The sequence below is a fragment of the Ruegeria sp. BC1 genome (assembly GCF_056539305.1).
Genome location: NZ_JBQFUT010000002.1, coordinates 417,078 through 430,529, shown reverse-complemented (window position 1 = coordinate 430,529; position 13,452 = coordinate 417,078). Strand labels below are relative to the sequence as shown.

11 protein-coding genes and 1 tRNA gene are annotated in these 13,452 nt (G+C 53.4%); 8 read left to right on the top strand and 4 right to left on the bottom strand.

Annotation, left to right across the window (positions count from 1 at the left end; all coding sequences use genetic code 11):
• The first annotated feature begins 21 nt into the window (after nucleotides 1–21).
• The 4 genes from ACR0IY_RS07850 to ACR0IY_RS07835 all read left to right on the top strand — a co-directional run bounded on the left by ACR0IY_RS07850 (nucleotide 22) and on the right by ACR0IY_RS07835 (nucleotide 3,738).
• On the top strand, nucleotides 22–228 hold the full coding sequence (locus ACR0IY_RS07850; RefSeq protein ID WP_480671947.1) for a hypothetical protein: 207 nt from the start codon (nucleotides 22–24) through the stop codon (nucleotides 226–228).
• Nucleotides 229–253: 25 nt separating this feature from the next.
• Complete coding sequence (gntH, locus tag ACR0IY_RS07845; RefSeq protein WP_480671945.1) at nucleotides 254–1,720, top strand: guanitoxin biosynthesis MBL fold metallo-hydrolase GntH; 1,467 nt, start codon at nucleotides 254–256, stop codon at nucleotides 1,718–1,720.
• Nucleotides 1,721–1,734: 14 nt separating this feature from the next.
• Entirely contained in the window at nucleotides 1,735–2,715 is a 981-nt protein-coding gene (locus ACR0IY_RS07840; protein WP_480671943.1) for a CobW family GTP-binding protein, read from the top strand.
• An 84-nt stretch (nucleotides 2,716–2,799) separates the two neighbouring features.
• Nucleotides 2,800–3,738, top strand: coding sequence for a hypothetical protein (locus ACR0IY_RS07835; protein WP_480671940.1), 939 nt, complete (start codon nucleotides 2,800–2,802; stop codon nucleotides 3,736–3,738).
• Between the two features lie 318 nt (nucleotides 3,739–4,056).
• On the opposite strand, the gene ACR0IY_RS07830 is transcribed toward ACR0IY_RS07835, so the two are convergent.
• Entirely contained in the window at nucleotides 4,057–4,689 is a 633-nt protein-coding gene (locus ACR0IY_RS07830; protein WP_480671938.1) for a tyrosine-type recombinase/integrase, read from the bottom strand.
• Nucleotides 4,690–5,088: 399 nt separating this feature from the next.
• On the opposite strand from ACR0IY_RS07830, the gene ACR0IY_RS07825 reads away from it, so the two are divergent.
• Entirely contained in the window at nucleotides 5,089–7,005 is a 1,917-nt protein-coding gene (locus tag ACR0IY_RS07825; RefSeq protein WP_480671936.1) for an adenylate/guanylate cyclase domain-containing protein, read from the top strand.
• Between the two features lie 324 nt (nucleotides 7,006–7,329).
• On the opposite strand, the gene ACR0IY_RS07820 is transcribed toward ACR0IY_RS07825, so the two are convergent.
• Entirely contained in the window at nucleotides 7,330–9,021 is a 1,692-nt protein-coding gene (locus ACR0IY_RS07820; RefSeq protein ID WP_480671934.1) for a winged helix-turn-helix domain-containing tetratricopeptide repeat protein, read from the bottom strand.
• A 181-nt stretch (nucleotides 9,022–9,202) separates the two neighbouring features.
• On the opposite strand from ACR0IY_RS07820, the gene ACR0IY_RS07815 reads away from it, so the two are divergent.
• The 3 genes from ACR0IY_RS07815 to ACR0IY_RS07805 all read left to right on the top strand — a co-directional run bounded on the left by ACR0IY_RS07815 (nucleotide 9,203) and on the right by ACR0IY_RS07805 (nucleotide 11,146).
• Complete coding sequence (locus tag ACR0IY_RS07815) at nucleotides 9,203–9,628, top strand: hypothetical protein (RefSeq protein WP_480671932.1); 426 nt, start codon at nucleotides 9,203–9,205, stop codon at nucleotides 9,626–9,628.
• 328 nt (nucleotides 9,629–9,956) lie between these two features.
• A complete protein-coding gene (locus tag ACR0IY_RS07810; protein WP_480671931.1) occupies nucleotides 9,957–10,418 on the top strand; it encodes a MobA/MobL family protein in 462 nt (153 codons plus the stop codon).
• Complete coding sequence (locus ACR0IY_RS07805; protein ID WP_480671929.1) at nucleotides 10,397–11,146, top strand: MobA/MobL family protein; 750 nt, start codon at nucleotides 10,397–10,399, stop codon at nucleotides 11,144–11,146. Before ACR0IY_RS07810 ends, ACR0IY_RS07805 begins: the two co-directional genes overlap by 22 nt.
• Nucleotides 11,147–11,161: 15 nt before the next feature.
• Here the strand turns inward: ACR0IY_RS07805 and ACR0IY_RS07800 are convergent, their stop codons facing one another.
• Together ACR0IY_RS07800 and ACR0IY_RS07795 are read right to left on the bottom strand one after the other, a co-directional pair.
• Entirely contained in the window at nucleotides 11,162–13,117 is a 1,956-nt protein-coding gene (locus tag ACR0IY_RS07800) for a tyrosine-type recombinase/integrase (RefSeq protein ID WP_480671927.1), read from the bottom strand.
• Between the two features lie 213 nt (nucleotides 13,118–13,330).
• Nucleotides 13,331–13,405 (bottom strand) — tRNA-Gln (locus ACR0IY_RS07795).
• Nucleotides 13,406–13,452 lie beyond the last annotated feature (47 nt).

The following is a 13,452-nucleotide window of genomic DNA, read 5'->3' as shown; positions in this document are numbered from 1 at the left end:
ATTTATCCAGTGGCGGTGGACTTGACTGAAGAGATTCCAGAACTTTCCGAGGCGTTGTCGGGGCGTATCGAAACGGATGCGATACTCAAAGAAGTTATCGAAGACCTGAAGAAAGTTTCCGAGCTGTTGGATGACGGATCGATCCCAACTTCAGAGCGCACGGAATGGACCCACATCAGATCTGAACTCGTGAACGAGCTTCGCCGGATGGTGAAGCGCATCCTTTGAGACACTTTTAATTGAGGACCAATCCATGACCAAGGAAGATAATGGGAAAGAACTGGAGAACAAACAGGTTCAGGAGACAGATAAAATTGAAGACCCGTCGCGGCGGAGTATTCTGAAGGGTTTAGCAACTGGAGCGGCTGCGACTGGGGCGGCTGGGTTTGCGGCAGGAAGTGCAGAAGCCCACGAAGGAGACGGCCCCCTGGGAGAAACACTCAAGAATCCATACGGTGGCCGACCCGCAGGTGGCATCTCGTTGCCGGAGTACTTCCGTCCGACGAAGTACATGACTGGTTCAAATGCAAACTATTTTCCACTTAGTGAGGAGTTGGGGCCAGATGAGATGCGCATCTCATTCTGTGGTTCAACACCATATCCGCCGCGTGAAGATCAGGCGGGTACTTGCATCATGGTGGAGTTGGGAAATGGAAAACGTTTCTTCTTCGATTTTGGATCTGGTTGTGTCCGCAATATCATTGCCATGCAAGTTCCGGGGCAGCTGATCAACGACATCTTCATCTCTCATCTGCATGTCGACCACTATGCCGACATCCCTTACATCTACCCGTTCCGGGCTTGGTCAGGAGGATACACACCGCTGCGCATTCACGGCCCCTCTGGTCGAACCCCCGAGCTTGGAACAGCCGGAATGGTCAAAGGTATGCAGCAGATGCTCAAATGGCATCTCGAAGCTTTCGACGTATTCCCAATTGGTGACGGTTACGAGATCGAAGTCAATGAATTCGATTTCCGTCAAGAAGGCGGCATTGTTTATGACGAAGATGGCGTCACAGTGCGCTCCTGGCCGCGCAGCCATGCCAAGGACGGTGCCGTCGGATATCGGCTGGATTGGAATGGTCTAAGCTTTGTATGGACAGGCGATGGCCGACCAGACGAGCTTTCACGGAAATACGGCGAAGGTGTTGATGTCTTTGTAACAGAAATGTCGGGACAGGATGTTGGTCAGCTGATGACCTACAAATACGGTATCCCACAGGATCTGTTTAATTACACAATCGATACGCATCACACCTCTCACTATGCAGTGGGTAAGCTCTTTGCTGACGCAAGGCCGCGTTTGGGAATGGTGACACACTATACGCAAGACGAAGACATCGACGCTGAAATGCTGGCTGGTATTCGTGCCCACTACGACGGTCTGTTCCAATGGGGTCTCGATGTAGCCGTTGTTAACGTGACCAAAGATGCGATCTGGTACAGGAAAGCTGCATTGCCCGGAAAATCCGGCACTGTCCCACCATTTCGCGAACTGGCTGCGGCAGACGAGGCAGGGCGTATTGAGCTTCCTGATGAAATCACACTACCGAATCCGAGGCTCACTCGAGCAGATCAGCAAGATCAGAAGTACAGAGATATGGAGATTGATCCACGCGAGTACTACCCAACTGACGTTTTCCGCGCGCCCGGTGGTGACTGGCCGCAAGACTTTACCATAAAAGTTTCGGATGTAATCGGCTCGCGCGATGAAGACTGAGAGGAGATCGAACAATGATTGAATTCGGCTCGACATCCGCAATCCCTGTTACAATCCTTACCGGCTTCCTTGGAGCTGGTAAGACAACACTTTTGAACCGGATCCTGACAGGTAACCACGGTCTGCGCGTGGCAGTACTGGTCAACGACTTTGGATCCATCAACGTTGATGCCGACTTAGTCGTTGGCTTGGAAGATGATGTGATGAGCCTGGCGAATGGCTGCGTTTGCTGCTCAATCCGAGATGACCTGATCGAAACAGTGGAAGCCGTTCTCGCCCGACCTGAAAAACCGGAATACATCGTCCTTGAAGCAAGTGGCGTATCGGACCCGTCGTCAATCGCGATGACATTTACCGATCAGAAGTTTCGGGACATGATCCGCTTGGACAGCCTTATGTGTTTGGTCGATGCGGAACAGCTATTTGCTGCGCCGGAACAAATGGAACTGAAGCTCCGTCAAATTGCGTTCTCGGACATGGTTATTTTGAACAAGGTCGATCTCGTTGACAGGGCGGCTGTTCAAAGGGTGCACGATTGGCTCGGGTCTCGCTTCCGTCGATATCGTCTGGTCGAAGCTGTCAACGCAGACGTCCCACTGGACATCCTTCTTTCAGTTGGTCGCTTTGCCGCCGAACAACTTGAAACAGAAATACCCGATCACCACGAACATGGGCCGGATTGTGGTTGCCACCACTCTGATCACTCGGACAGCTTCTCAACAACTGTGATGAAAGCTGAACGCCCGATAAGCTTGTCTTCTCTTCGGAGTGCAATTCGACAGCTTCCTGGCGACGTTTATCGCCTCAAGGGTTTTGTTTTTAGCGAGGAGGATCCGGATCATCGCATTCTTGTGCAGGTTGTCGGAAAACGCATGGACATCGCAAGAGATGGAGTATGGGGCCACCGAAAACCCGAAACAAGACTTGTTGCTATAGGCGCACCAGGGGCCCTTTCGGAATACGAGCTTTCCGATGCGTTGTTGGCAACCGCATAGCGGCAAGTTCGACCAGACTTGTTTGCGTGAATTTCTTAAATTTCAACACGTAACAGCCCGATAGCGCACAGCGCCGAGGATCAAATGTGGAGAAATACCTTATTGCAGAATCAGTTTAGGAATTGGCTTCAAGCGATCGCATTGCTCGGACCTGTCACTGCGTTTGTCTTGTCGGGAACGGCTTTATGCGCGCAGGACGTTTCAAGTCGAGAACTTGAAGATACAACCCCAAACCTCGGATTGCCGAGTTCAGCTGGAGGACAAGATGCCGAGTTGCTTTCTGCGTTCCACGGGCTTGATGCGTTGCCCCGAGTAGCAAATCTCATTTGCGGAGGTTCCAGGGGCAAAGACGGGATGCCTGTCATTTTTTCTACCGAGGTAGATCTGGAAACTTTGCAGGCAGGTGACTTCAGAGTTGTAACAAAGTCAGGCCAGATCGGAACAATGCACTGCGTGTCAGTGTTGCCCGCTACCGATCCCGGTGAATTGCGCACGGTGCTTCTCATCGGAGATTTTGGGAACGCTTCCGAGGATCCCCCCGTTGCAGTCGAAGTTATTGGGCACCTTCATTCCATCGAAGGGACACTTGATTTTCGAGGTGCCACTGTAGCCGTGACTTCCCTGGAAGACGGGCCCTCAATAATCTTTGCCAGGGTTGTTGAGGATTGGACTTTGGTCGGAAACTTGGGACCCCGTCGAACCAGAGGAAGCCTTTGTCCGAGTGACAACATCGTACAAGCAATTAGGGTAACTTGGGCGGGTGGCGTTACGCTGGCCAATGGCAAGGAACCCGGTGATGTGGAGCGTGATCTGTACAGCATTACTGTAGTGGCCGAGGATGGATCTGAACGCATAGTGACACCCACGGCGCTTGCCGATCTGGGCGACGGAGACAATAACCACATGCTCTGCCTTGATACAAAGGATCGACCTATCTCGGTGTCATTCCCGGCTGGTATTCTGACGGATCCGAATGACGATCTGAACCCGGCAACCAGCATTTTTCTCACAAAATCCAACTAACAAACTGCTTTAAATATGTTCGAATAAACTCACAGCCTAAAATGCTCGGTCGGGCTGAGTGTGGGCATTGCAGTGGTGAATGCGAATAAATGGATTTGTTCGCAAAGTCGGCATTAGGAAGTTCGGTTTTGAAGATCTGCTTCGGGCTGGATGTGGACACCGAGACGATGAATGCGAATGGCCGTTTTGTCCGCAAGTAGGTCATCGAACGCAAAAGGAATAAGGTCTGCTATCCAGAGGAGCAGCCGTTCGCGTCTAGACGTTTGAACACTCGGTTTAAGTTGAGATGACGGACGGCAGCTGCCGTCCGCCAAATCCTCAAAGATCGATCTTCTCTGCAATGCTCAATGCATCGTCGAGTTCGATTCCAAGATACCTACCCGTGCTATCTACTTTTGTATGTCCGAGCAGAAGCTGGGCGGCCCGAAGGTTGCCGGTCTTTTGATATATCAGAGCCGCCTTAGTGCGACGCAGGGAATGCGTCCCGTACCCACAAGGCTCTAGTCCGATGATAGACACCCATTTGCGGACGAGACGCGCGTATTGCCGAGTCGACAGGTGAGACGAAGCGTGAAGCCTGCTCGGAAAGAGAAACCTGCGACCTAGCATGGCGGGCAACTTGACCCACTCAAGAATCGATCGTCGCGTGCTCTCCGACACCTCGAACTTAACTGGCCTGCCTGTCTTGCTCTGTATGACCGACACTCGGTTTTGGACTGCTCCGGCAACGACAAGATCGGCCACTTTCAACCGAACAAGATCGCATCCGCGAAGTTTGCTGTCGATCGCGAGGTTGAACAGCACGAGGTTGCGCTGGCTCCCAGCGAGTTCGAGACGCGCACGAATTGCCCAGACCTGTCTTGGCTGCAGGGGACGTTTCCGGCCAACAATTCGGCCCTTGTTCCAAGGCGGGCGGGTCGGTCTGACTATAGGAAGCTGGATACTAGACATAGCGAAGTCTCCATCCAGCCCCCCCACACCAGGCATCGGCACCCTGCCAACCTGCGCAACTTAATGCCTCTGCCTTCGCAAGAACCAATCACTCGCATCTGAAACAGTGGATCAACACATTAATGACAGCCTTCGATCAGGGCAGACATTTGACGAAATGAAGTTGATGACCGCGTTGCGGACTTTGCGGACATCCGCATTTTTTTGCTCCAAAGGACCGCAATCAGCCCGAAGCGGACATTCACCAGCGAGCTTTGCAGATCCCCGGAAGCGGACACTGCGGATGAGGCGAAGCTTACATTTAGTCAGTGCCATGACGGCCAAAATAGTTGGATTATCAGAAGGGCATGCATTGTCGAGATTTCGTGACATCCGTTAGACTGTGAGTAGGAGGGTCCCATGCAGCGCCGACTCGCCGCGATCATGGCTGCCGATGTCGTTGGGTATTCGTCGTTGATGGGCAGCGACGAGGCAGGGGTATTGTCCGCCCTCAAAACACTGCGTTCAGAGATTTTTGATCCCGTAGTTGCAAGACATCACGGGCGCCTCGTTAAGTTGATGGGGGATGGTGCTCTTGTCGAATTTGCTTCGGTTGTCGATGCCGTAACCTGTGGCGTCGAGATCCAGCGGGCAATGGCTGAAGCTGCTCCGACGCTCGCAAACCAGTCGCGGTTGCAACTTCGGATCGGGATAAACCTCGGTGATGTCATGATCGCTGATGGGGACATCTATGGTGACGGGGTGAATATTGCCTCCCGCATTGAAGGTCTGGCTGACTCAGGCGGTGTAGCGGTTTCTGAGAGTGTCGCGCACCAGGCAATGGGCAAGGTGGATGCAGGATTTGAGGACCTCGGTCTGAAAAACCTAAAGAACATCGCTGAACCGGTTCGGGTTTTCCGCGTCATGCCTGTTAGAGCGCCCGCATCCAAACGGCGATCAAACAAGCTTCCATTGATGACCGGTGCATCGGTGTTGGTTGGTCTGGGCGTTGCAAGCTTGTTAACGTTGTGGATCGGCTTTGATCACGAGCCACCCGACGCTTTGACCTTTAATGAAGCTGCTCTGTTAACAGAGCCAACGGGTCCGACCGTTGCGGTTCTGCCGTTTCAAAACCTTAGCAATACGGACGCCCACGATTTATTGGCTGTTGGCATTGGCGAAGACATCATCGTTGAGCTAGGGAGCTACCAGGACCTCAATGTACTGTCCCGCCAATCAACTCATTCCGTTGGACCGGACGAAAGTGAACCGCACAGTATCCGGCAGAAATTCGGCGCGGACTATTTGCTGGAGGGCTCTGTCCGGCAGGTTGCAGATCGTCTGCGTGTGACCGCACGACTGATAGGCACAACTTCGGGGCTTCAAGTCTGGTCGGGGGCGTATGACGAAAGTCTCACGACTTCAAATATTCTGGACGTTCAACTGAGTATTACCGAAAAAGTTGCCTCTGCTGTGGGTGACGCGGGCGGGGCGATCAAGCGCATTCACGCAGGTCATGCGCGTGCGAAACCTCCGGAGCATCTCTCGTCTTATGAATGTTCCCTGCTGCGTGTCGGTTTTCTGAACCGACGAGATATGCAAGAGCGCGTCCGCGGTTGTATCCTGCGGGTTGTCGAAGACGAACCCGAGTACTGGCGTGGGTGGGCGCAATTGGCCGAGGCACTGTTAACGGATGTGAAGCTTTTTACCGGGCTGTATCCAGGGACACAGGATGAGAAAATCCGACGCGCGGAAGAGGCGGCGCGGAACGCGGTCTCGCTGAACCCGTATTCTGCACGCGCTCACTTCCTTCTGGCCCTTGTGCTTCAGATTCAGCGCGATCTTGACGGGTTCTTCTCGTCCGCCGAAACAGCGCTTGCATTGGGGACAGATCGCTATTTGCAAGGGCAAATCGGTTATGAATTCATATGGTCCGGGCGTCTGGAATTGGGCGCCGCTCTTGTTGAGAATGCAATTGCGCTTGATCCAAATGCAGCAGACCCGAACTGGTATCAGGCGCTGGCCGAGTATCATTTCCTGAACGGAGATTATGAAACAGCGCTGAGCACCTATCGCAAGGGGGCACAGCCGGATATTTGGTGGTCGGTGTCCATCGAGGTTGCGATACTGGCTGAACTGGGTCCGCGCGACGCCGCCATTTCCGCGCGGGACAGGCTCAACAAGATTCGTCCGGGTATAAAAATTGCTGACATTGTCTGGATGTATCGGCGCTTTGCGCGCCCCGACGAACACATCCAGCCTTTCGTGGAAGCCTACAGAGCTGTTGACATGCCCGAGGGACGGTTTGCCCCTTTACAGGAGGATAGTGCAGGCTGACCGACAGGAAGCGCTACGGCATAGAGTTGTGCCAAGCCTGGCACCGATTTTCATTCGGGCACATTCGCTCTTTGCAAACTTGCCACCCAGAACCATCGGTTCTCGGAGTGGTTTTTTGATCCTGCGAATTGCCTGCGCATGGCTGAGATTGATAGCTTCGGGGTGATTTCAAGCGCGTCTTTAACAGCCTCCGCTGTGACCTACTCACCACAAAGTACGCGATGCGGCTGCTCGGCTTTCAACGAGTCGCGCGCCGGAACGGGGCGTTCGCCAACCTTTTTTACCGGACTTGAAAATACTTATATTGAACGAAATAGTTGATTTCTAAAGGCCCGCCTTACCTAGCCCACGCAGCATATCTTCGGTCCCAGCACCCATCCAACCTAGGCTTGAGCGCAAAGCCTCGATTGAAGGCCGTGAGGCGCCTGTTTCGCTGAAGTGCCGATCAAGCAGTTCGCTGGCGGCATCAACCCTGCCGTCCAGCGCCAGCGCTGAAGCCATCGCAAGGTTAGCGAATGAATCTTGTGGGGCTGTCGCAAGTGCTCGCTCCAAAGCGGCGATTGCCAGATTGTTTTGCTTGTTCTGGATGTGTGCCAGACCAAGATACTTCTCTTTGGTGAAAGGGCGAAACCTCGGGTTCAGCTCCAGCGCATACTCGAAATACGGGATGGCTTTCTCCGGTTCGTCACTCGCCATGTGCACCAGGCCTGCACAAACGTATCCGCAATCCATGTTGGGATTCAGGTCCATTGCTGTTCGACAGGCCGGCATTCCCAACTCGGGTTGGCCCATGCGCGCGTAGCCTGTACCAACAAGCCAATAGGGTTCGGCATTCAATGGGTCCGCTTGCGTTGCTTTCAGAGCGGCCTCCAGCGACAGCTGCGCGGAATCTGAGCGGCTGACTCCGGGCACGGCCGCTAAGCTACCGACAAGATGAACAAAAGCAAGCCCACCCCAAGCGGATGCAATTTCGGGATCAAGCTCAGTCGCTTTGGTCAGAAGTGCGTAGGCTTCCTGATAGTCCGAGACACTTTGATGGTTGTAGAGCAATACGTTTCCACGCAGCGCATAATCCCAGGCGTTGTCCATCAGCTCGGGGTCCTGACGGCCAAGGTCGGCTTTCCGAAGTTCTGCCCGCAACACCGACGCGATCTGACCGGTTACATTGCCCTGAACTTCGAACAGATCAGCGGCCGGTCGATTATATCGCTCTGACCAAAGATGGCTGTCATTTTCGCCATCAATCAACTGAGCATTAACCCGGACGCGGTCACCTTCTAGCCGGACGCTCCCCTCAAGCACATAACGCACCCCAAGTTCTGTCGCTACCTGAGACGCGCCAACGCTCTTACCGCGATAAGTAAAGGATGTGCTGCGTGAGATGACGAATGCATCCCGGATACGAGAAAGGTCCGTTATCAAGTCCTCGGTGAAAGCATCCGCAAGATAGGTTTTGCTTTCATCGCCTGAAAGGTTGTCAAAGGGCAGGACCGCGATGGACGGGCCGAGCGGCTTTGCAACACCAGCCGTTTCGGACTGAGTGCTTTGCCATAAGAGATAGCCAACAATCCCGAGCGTAATGACCACCGCCAATACGGCGTATCGCGCAACACCTGCTCGGGTCCCAGTTCGCTCCCTCCCGCTGTCGCCTGATGCAGACGGTATGGTTTGAGAGGTTGCGTTCTGGTCCTCAGGGATTTGCGGCTCCTCATCGGCCTTGACAGGGGCGACAAAACTGAAACCTCTGCGCGGGTAAGTCTTGATGAAGCGCTGCTGTTCCCGGTCATCGCTCAATGCTTTGCGTATCGACCGAATCTGCGTGCTTATCGCCGCATCCGATACGATCTTTCCATCCCAAAGGGCATCGCACAGTTCCTCGCGCGAGATGATCCTCTCTTTCTCATTCAGAAAATAGTGCAGCAGGTCTAGCGCGCGGGGTTCAAGAGGGATAGCTTCGCCGTCCCGAAAGAGCCCGCGTGTGGGATCAAACGTGAAACGGTCGAACCGATACCGCATATACACTCTCCTGTATTGCCTTATGACAACTCAGATCGCCCTTAGAATTCCTCATGTGCCCCTTAAGCACAAGTCCGCACCGTCGCGCAGACTCTGATTTGCAAGCCCGGATGTCCGCGCGTGATGCGCCGTCGCGCAACAAGCAGCGGCAACCGTTCGGCACAAAATGGAGGCACATCAAATGAAAATTCGTATAAATACCTTTGCCGCGCTACTTGCCCTGACAGCTCTTTCTGCCCCGGCACTTGCAGAAACTCAGCTAAAAAAAGCGCTCGCGAACGGGGCCCATCGTCTGACGACCGAAGAGGTAAGCATTCGTCTGGCCGACAAAACCGTTACGTTTGAGAACGCAAATACCGGTGCCAAGGCGTTGGTGTATTATGACGGGAGCAATAGCACCAAACTGAAGCTGGAAGACGGAACCATGCTAGAGGGGTTTTACGCCTTTGACCTCGCCGACCACGTGTGCGTTGGCGTCTATGGAAACGAACCAATGCGCCTGCGGTGCGTGCAAGTCGTTCTGATTGACGGTGTGATGCACAAATTCGAACTCGACGGAAGTCTGCGCGGGCGGATTATCGAGGAAGTCAGCGGCAACGTAATCTAAACCTCATCAAGCCGCCCGTACTGCAAGCCGAATGTTGTGTCGGTGATTTGGATGAGCAACACTCTTCCATCACCGACACTGTTTAACATAAAAAATTGGATGACAGCTGAGGGATCGTGGTAATTGCGCCGCGCCGTTGGTCGGCGCTCAACGACTCTATGTTGAGGTCCACAAGCCTATAGTTTCTACAATGTCCCGAAAGGTGAATTGCCAACCTGTCGAGCGACTTAGAAAAATTTTCGTTCATGTGAATTGGTCCCTACTTCCGGTTTTGAAGGCGCACAACGGACAAAATCTAAGGATTTTGTCCCATCGATCAAAAAAAGACATGGCATTATTCTCATTTCGACACAGCACGAAGACTTTTTCAGTGAAAGTGGAGCGCAAAAACCGTCGAGCACGGCTTGGTCAGACAGCGGCTCATCTGCGCTACATCACCAGGCCCCAAGCGGCCCGGGTCGTGATGCATGAGAGGTTGTCATCTCCTTCACTGAATGCCGCAGCAAAAGATGCGGAGAACGCGGCTGCGAAACGCAAGGGCAGGGTCGCAGAACGCTTTATCATTGCCCTTCCTTTAGAGCCTACATCCGGGCAGAGAGAGGCCTTGGTGCGAGCATTCTGTGAAGAAATGACAAAGCGAAAAGCCGGGTTCGTGGCCGCCATTCATGACGTCAAAGGGAATGATCAAAAAATCTACACGCCCATATCGTTCTCTTCGACACATAAGAACGCAGTGGCGGACGGGGGAGACCTCGAAGCGTTATCGGCATGGCTCGCAAACACGCTGTAGAGAATGCTGCCCGCGATTGGGCGAAACTACACAACCAAATGATGACGGATTGGGGGTTTGACCAAAACTCACAAATCGATCACCGCTCTTTTGCAGCGCGGGGCATCGAACGCATTCCCACAATCCACGAGGGATCGGCGAGTAGAGCAGTTAGAGCAAAAGGCGGCTCCCTCGAATCTAAGAACGAATGGGAGCACGTCGACGCTGGGAAGACCCGCCTAGAAGCAAATGCCCTCATCCGTGAAATCAATCAAACCAACGAGCAATTGGAGACGATCAATGGACTGGCAAAGAGTTATGGAAAACACAGAGATGGCAGCAAAAGCAGCGTCACTCAAAGCCGACCGGACAGTTGGGGCGGTAGCGCAGCTGCTACAGACGCAGCGCCAGCATTCTTCCAGCATAAGGGAGCTGAAGCTGGTGATAGAAAGCCAAAGCGCGCATGCGGAGGTCCTGAGGGGCGAAATGGAGAATTTCTTGGCGCAACCCAAGAAGACCCAGGGTTCCTGCCCTTGGGCTTTCCTGGGCGTCTTCCTCGGCGGCGTCGCGTGCGGAGGCTTTTTGTTGAGTTGATAATGTTGCGTGACACACTTCGCGCCCGTCTATCATTGCGTCGAAAGCAGGGTATGGATGAAACTCGACGTCGCGACGATGAAGCTAAGCGTTTCCATCATTTTCCAGTCAAAAAACAAAGGGCAATACGATCGACCTCTGGCATAGAAAGGTGAAGGATCTGGCCCACTTCAATCGCTGGGCGATGTTCCAAATGCCATGAACTGCTCAAACGCTTCTGCTTGCGCAGCATTGCCAGGAGGGATCAGGGCAAATTCCGAAGTCAAGTCATGAACCGCTTGGGCTGCGCGTTCTCTGGAAACACAATCAGGTTTCTTCCACCCGGGCAACTTCATAGCATCAGAATTCGAGACACAGGCAGCGGCCAGCTGTTTCTTGTCACCCTCTCGTGTCACCCGAACAGCGCCCACGGCGCCTTTGGCATCGAGGATCACCTCAACGTTTGCGGGTGCACCCGAAATTAGTCCGCAATCTCCAATGACTGGGAAGCCATGGACTCGGGAATTGAAGATTTTGAGTTTGAAATCAGCGAGGTCGAGCATCTCTTTCAATTTCCGCATGTCCGCTGACGTATAAGATTGACCAATCGTAGTCTTTGACGTGTGCCCAATGATTATTTGGCGGTCAGATTCGGCCACTCCAGCACGCCAAAGTGCGGAGGAGAGAGACATGCAAAGTGCATAGAAGTCTTCACTGTGGTCCAATAGCTCAAGGTTCTTTCGAACGGTCCAGAAACGCTTGGTAAAGGTCTGATCCGAGTGGACAGGATTCCGTTTGAAAATCTCTGGAAACAGCAAGTTGTCTGCGTCGAAGCCCTTCTGTTTGATCCACTCTACGAGGCCCAACTCCAAAAGGACTTGGGGGATAGGAACCACCCGGCGGCTGGATTTCGTCTTTCCGTCTTGTTCAACGGTCCAAGCGAAGCGCAAACAGAATACACCATCGTCATGCCAAATCAGTTCACCTGCTTTGAGCTGGAGTACTTCCGTGAGCCGCGTGCCCATGGTCATGATGATCAAGGGGACCCAATAGATTGCGTCGCGAATGATCTTCTTTCCGGAACGGGTACGCCGCTTCTGACTAAAGCACCCTCTATAGATCGGTGAGGTCAGCAGTTTCTTGAGGCGGATCCCGCTCCACCGGGAGCGCGTTTTGGGGCGCGTCATGCGAAGAAATAGCGGTTCCTGCATTCTTAACTCTTGACTGAAGCTCGCCATCTCTTGTGCGAGTGCAGAGTAAGTGAGCACCCTGGTATCGCCAGAGTAGCCAAGGCTGGTGGCCGCAGCACGGAGAATGTCATGGATTCTGTCGAGGTGGCGTTCCAAGTTTGTTTGCGTCATTCGTATTGAAAGTAGATCAGGAAGCTTCGCCAGTTGCTGTCGCTCGCTGGCACCTGGCATCGCTCGAACTTTTTCATAGCACTCTGCATCATGGGCATGCGCAGCAGCGATCAATTCGCACTTTGGCGGGGATGCCCCTTCTTTTTTGTGGCGGTTCTTCCCGTGTTTTTGGCCGTGATCTCGCGGCAGCCGATGAAGAAAACGACAGAATTCGACTATACGTCTTGCCGCTTGATCAAGAGAGACATTCCCGAAGAACTCCAGCAGTAGCCCGCCCATAGCATCCAGCTTGCCACACATTCCGTCTGTCTTTCCTTGCTTTGCAATCTCGACGGCCTTGCTGATTGATACGAATGGCGGAATCCGCCCGTCTTTCGGAACAATCTGAAACCGCTCGAAGAGCCCGGTTGCGACTGTCAGCGGGTCCTCAAAGTCTTCCAGGACAGTAAGCTCTGCTTTCCAGGTCGCTTTAAGGGTTGTCGCAAACTGCCTTGCTGCCCCGGCATCCATAGGATTCACAGCCTGCTCTTCGATCTTTGCTGCGACTTCCCTTGCGACACGAATAGGGCGCGATAAGTCTCTGCCCCGCACCTCGATTTGAAGCTGTTCGAGCTCGGCGCGCAGGTGCGAAATCTGCGCTTCAGCATCGAAGGCTGGATCAGAGAAGTTGCTGAGTAACAATTCGAATTGGCTTCGAACAATCTCTCGTGAAATGGCGTGGATGGCTTGGGGCGTTGCGGGCGTTGTAGGCTCGATGAAAATTCTCTTGTCTCCTTCCTCGGGCACTGGAGTAGGGATCCCCAATGCAGGTGCGGGAGGGACGTGAGTCTTGCTTCGCTCGGAGAGAAACGAGTTTGAGAGCCGGTTTGATTGTCCTTTTGTTTCCCCAATGGGGCTCTGGTTCACGTTAGCTGCACGGCTATCACGTGACAGCCGGGCGATCGTGCCAGCAGCGATTTTAAACCGATCTACTGATTTTATTGAATTTTTCATGGAAAGTGGCTGGGGTGGTAGGATTCGAACCTACGATACACGGTACCAAAAACCGCTGCCTTACCACTTGGCTACACCCCAACGGTGAGGCGCTATCTACGATTGTTGGTTGGAGGGTTCAAGACCTT

Excerpts from the sequence above, each read along its gene's own strand:
- gntH (WP_480671945.1), top strand. The coding sequence starts at position 254 with ATGACCAAGGAAGATAATGGGAAAGAACTGGAGAACAAACAGGTTCAG.
- ACR0IY_RS07840 (WP_480671943.1), top strand. The coding sequence starts at position 1,735 with ATGATTGAATTCGGCTCGACATCCGCAATCCCTGTTACAATCCTTACC.
- ACR0IY_RS07835 (WP_480671940.1), top strand. The coding sequence starts at position 2,800 with ATGTGGAGAAATACCTTATTGCAGAATCAGTTTAGGAATTGGCTTCAA.
- ACR0IY_RS07830 (WP_480671938.1), bottom strand. The coding sequence starts at position 4,689 with ATGTCTAGTATCCAGCTTCCTATAGTCAGACCGACCCGCCCGCCTTGG.
- ACR0IY_RS07825 (WP_480671936.1), top strand. The coding sequence starts at position 5,089 with ATGCAGCGCCGACTCGCCGCGATCATGGCTGCCGATGTCGTTGGGTAT.
- ACR0IY_RS07820 (WP_480671934.1), bottom strand. The coding sequence starts at position 9,021 with ATGCGGTATCGGTTCGACCGTTTCACGTTTGATCCCACACGCGGGCTC.
- ACR0IY_RS07815 (WP_480671932.1), top strand. The coding sequence starts at position 9,203 with ATGAAAATTCGTATAAATACCTTTGCCGCGCTACTTGCCCTGACAGCT.
- ACR0IY_RS07810 (WP_480671931.1), top strand. The coding sequence starts at position 9,957 with ATGGCATTATTCTCATTTCGACACAGCACGAAGACTTTTTCAGTGAAA.
- ACR0IY_RS07805 (WP_480671929.1), top strand. The coding sequence starts at position 10,397 with ATGGCTCGCAAACACGCTGTAGAGAATGCTGCCCGCGATTGGGCGAAA.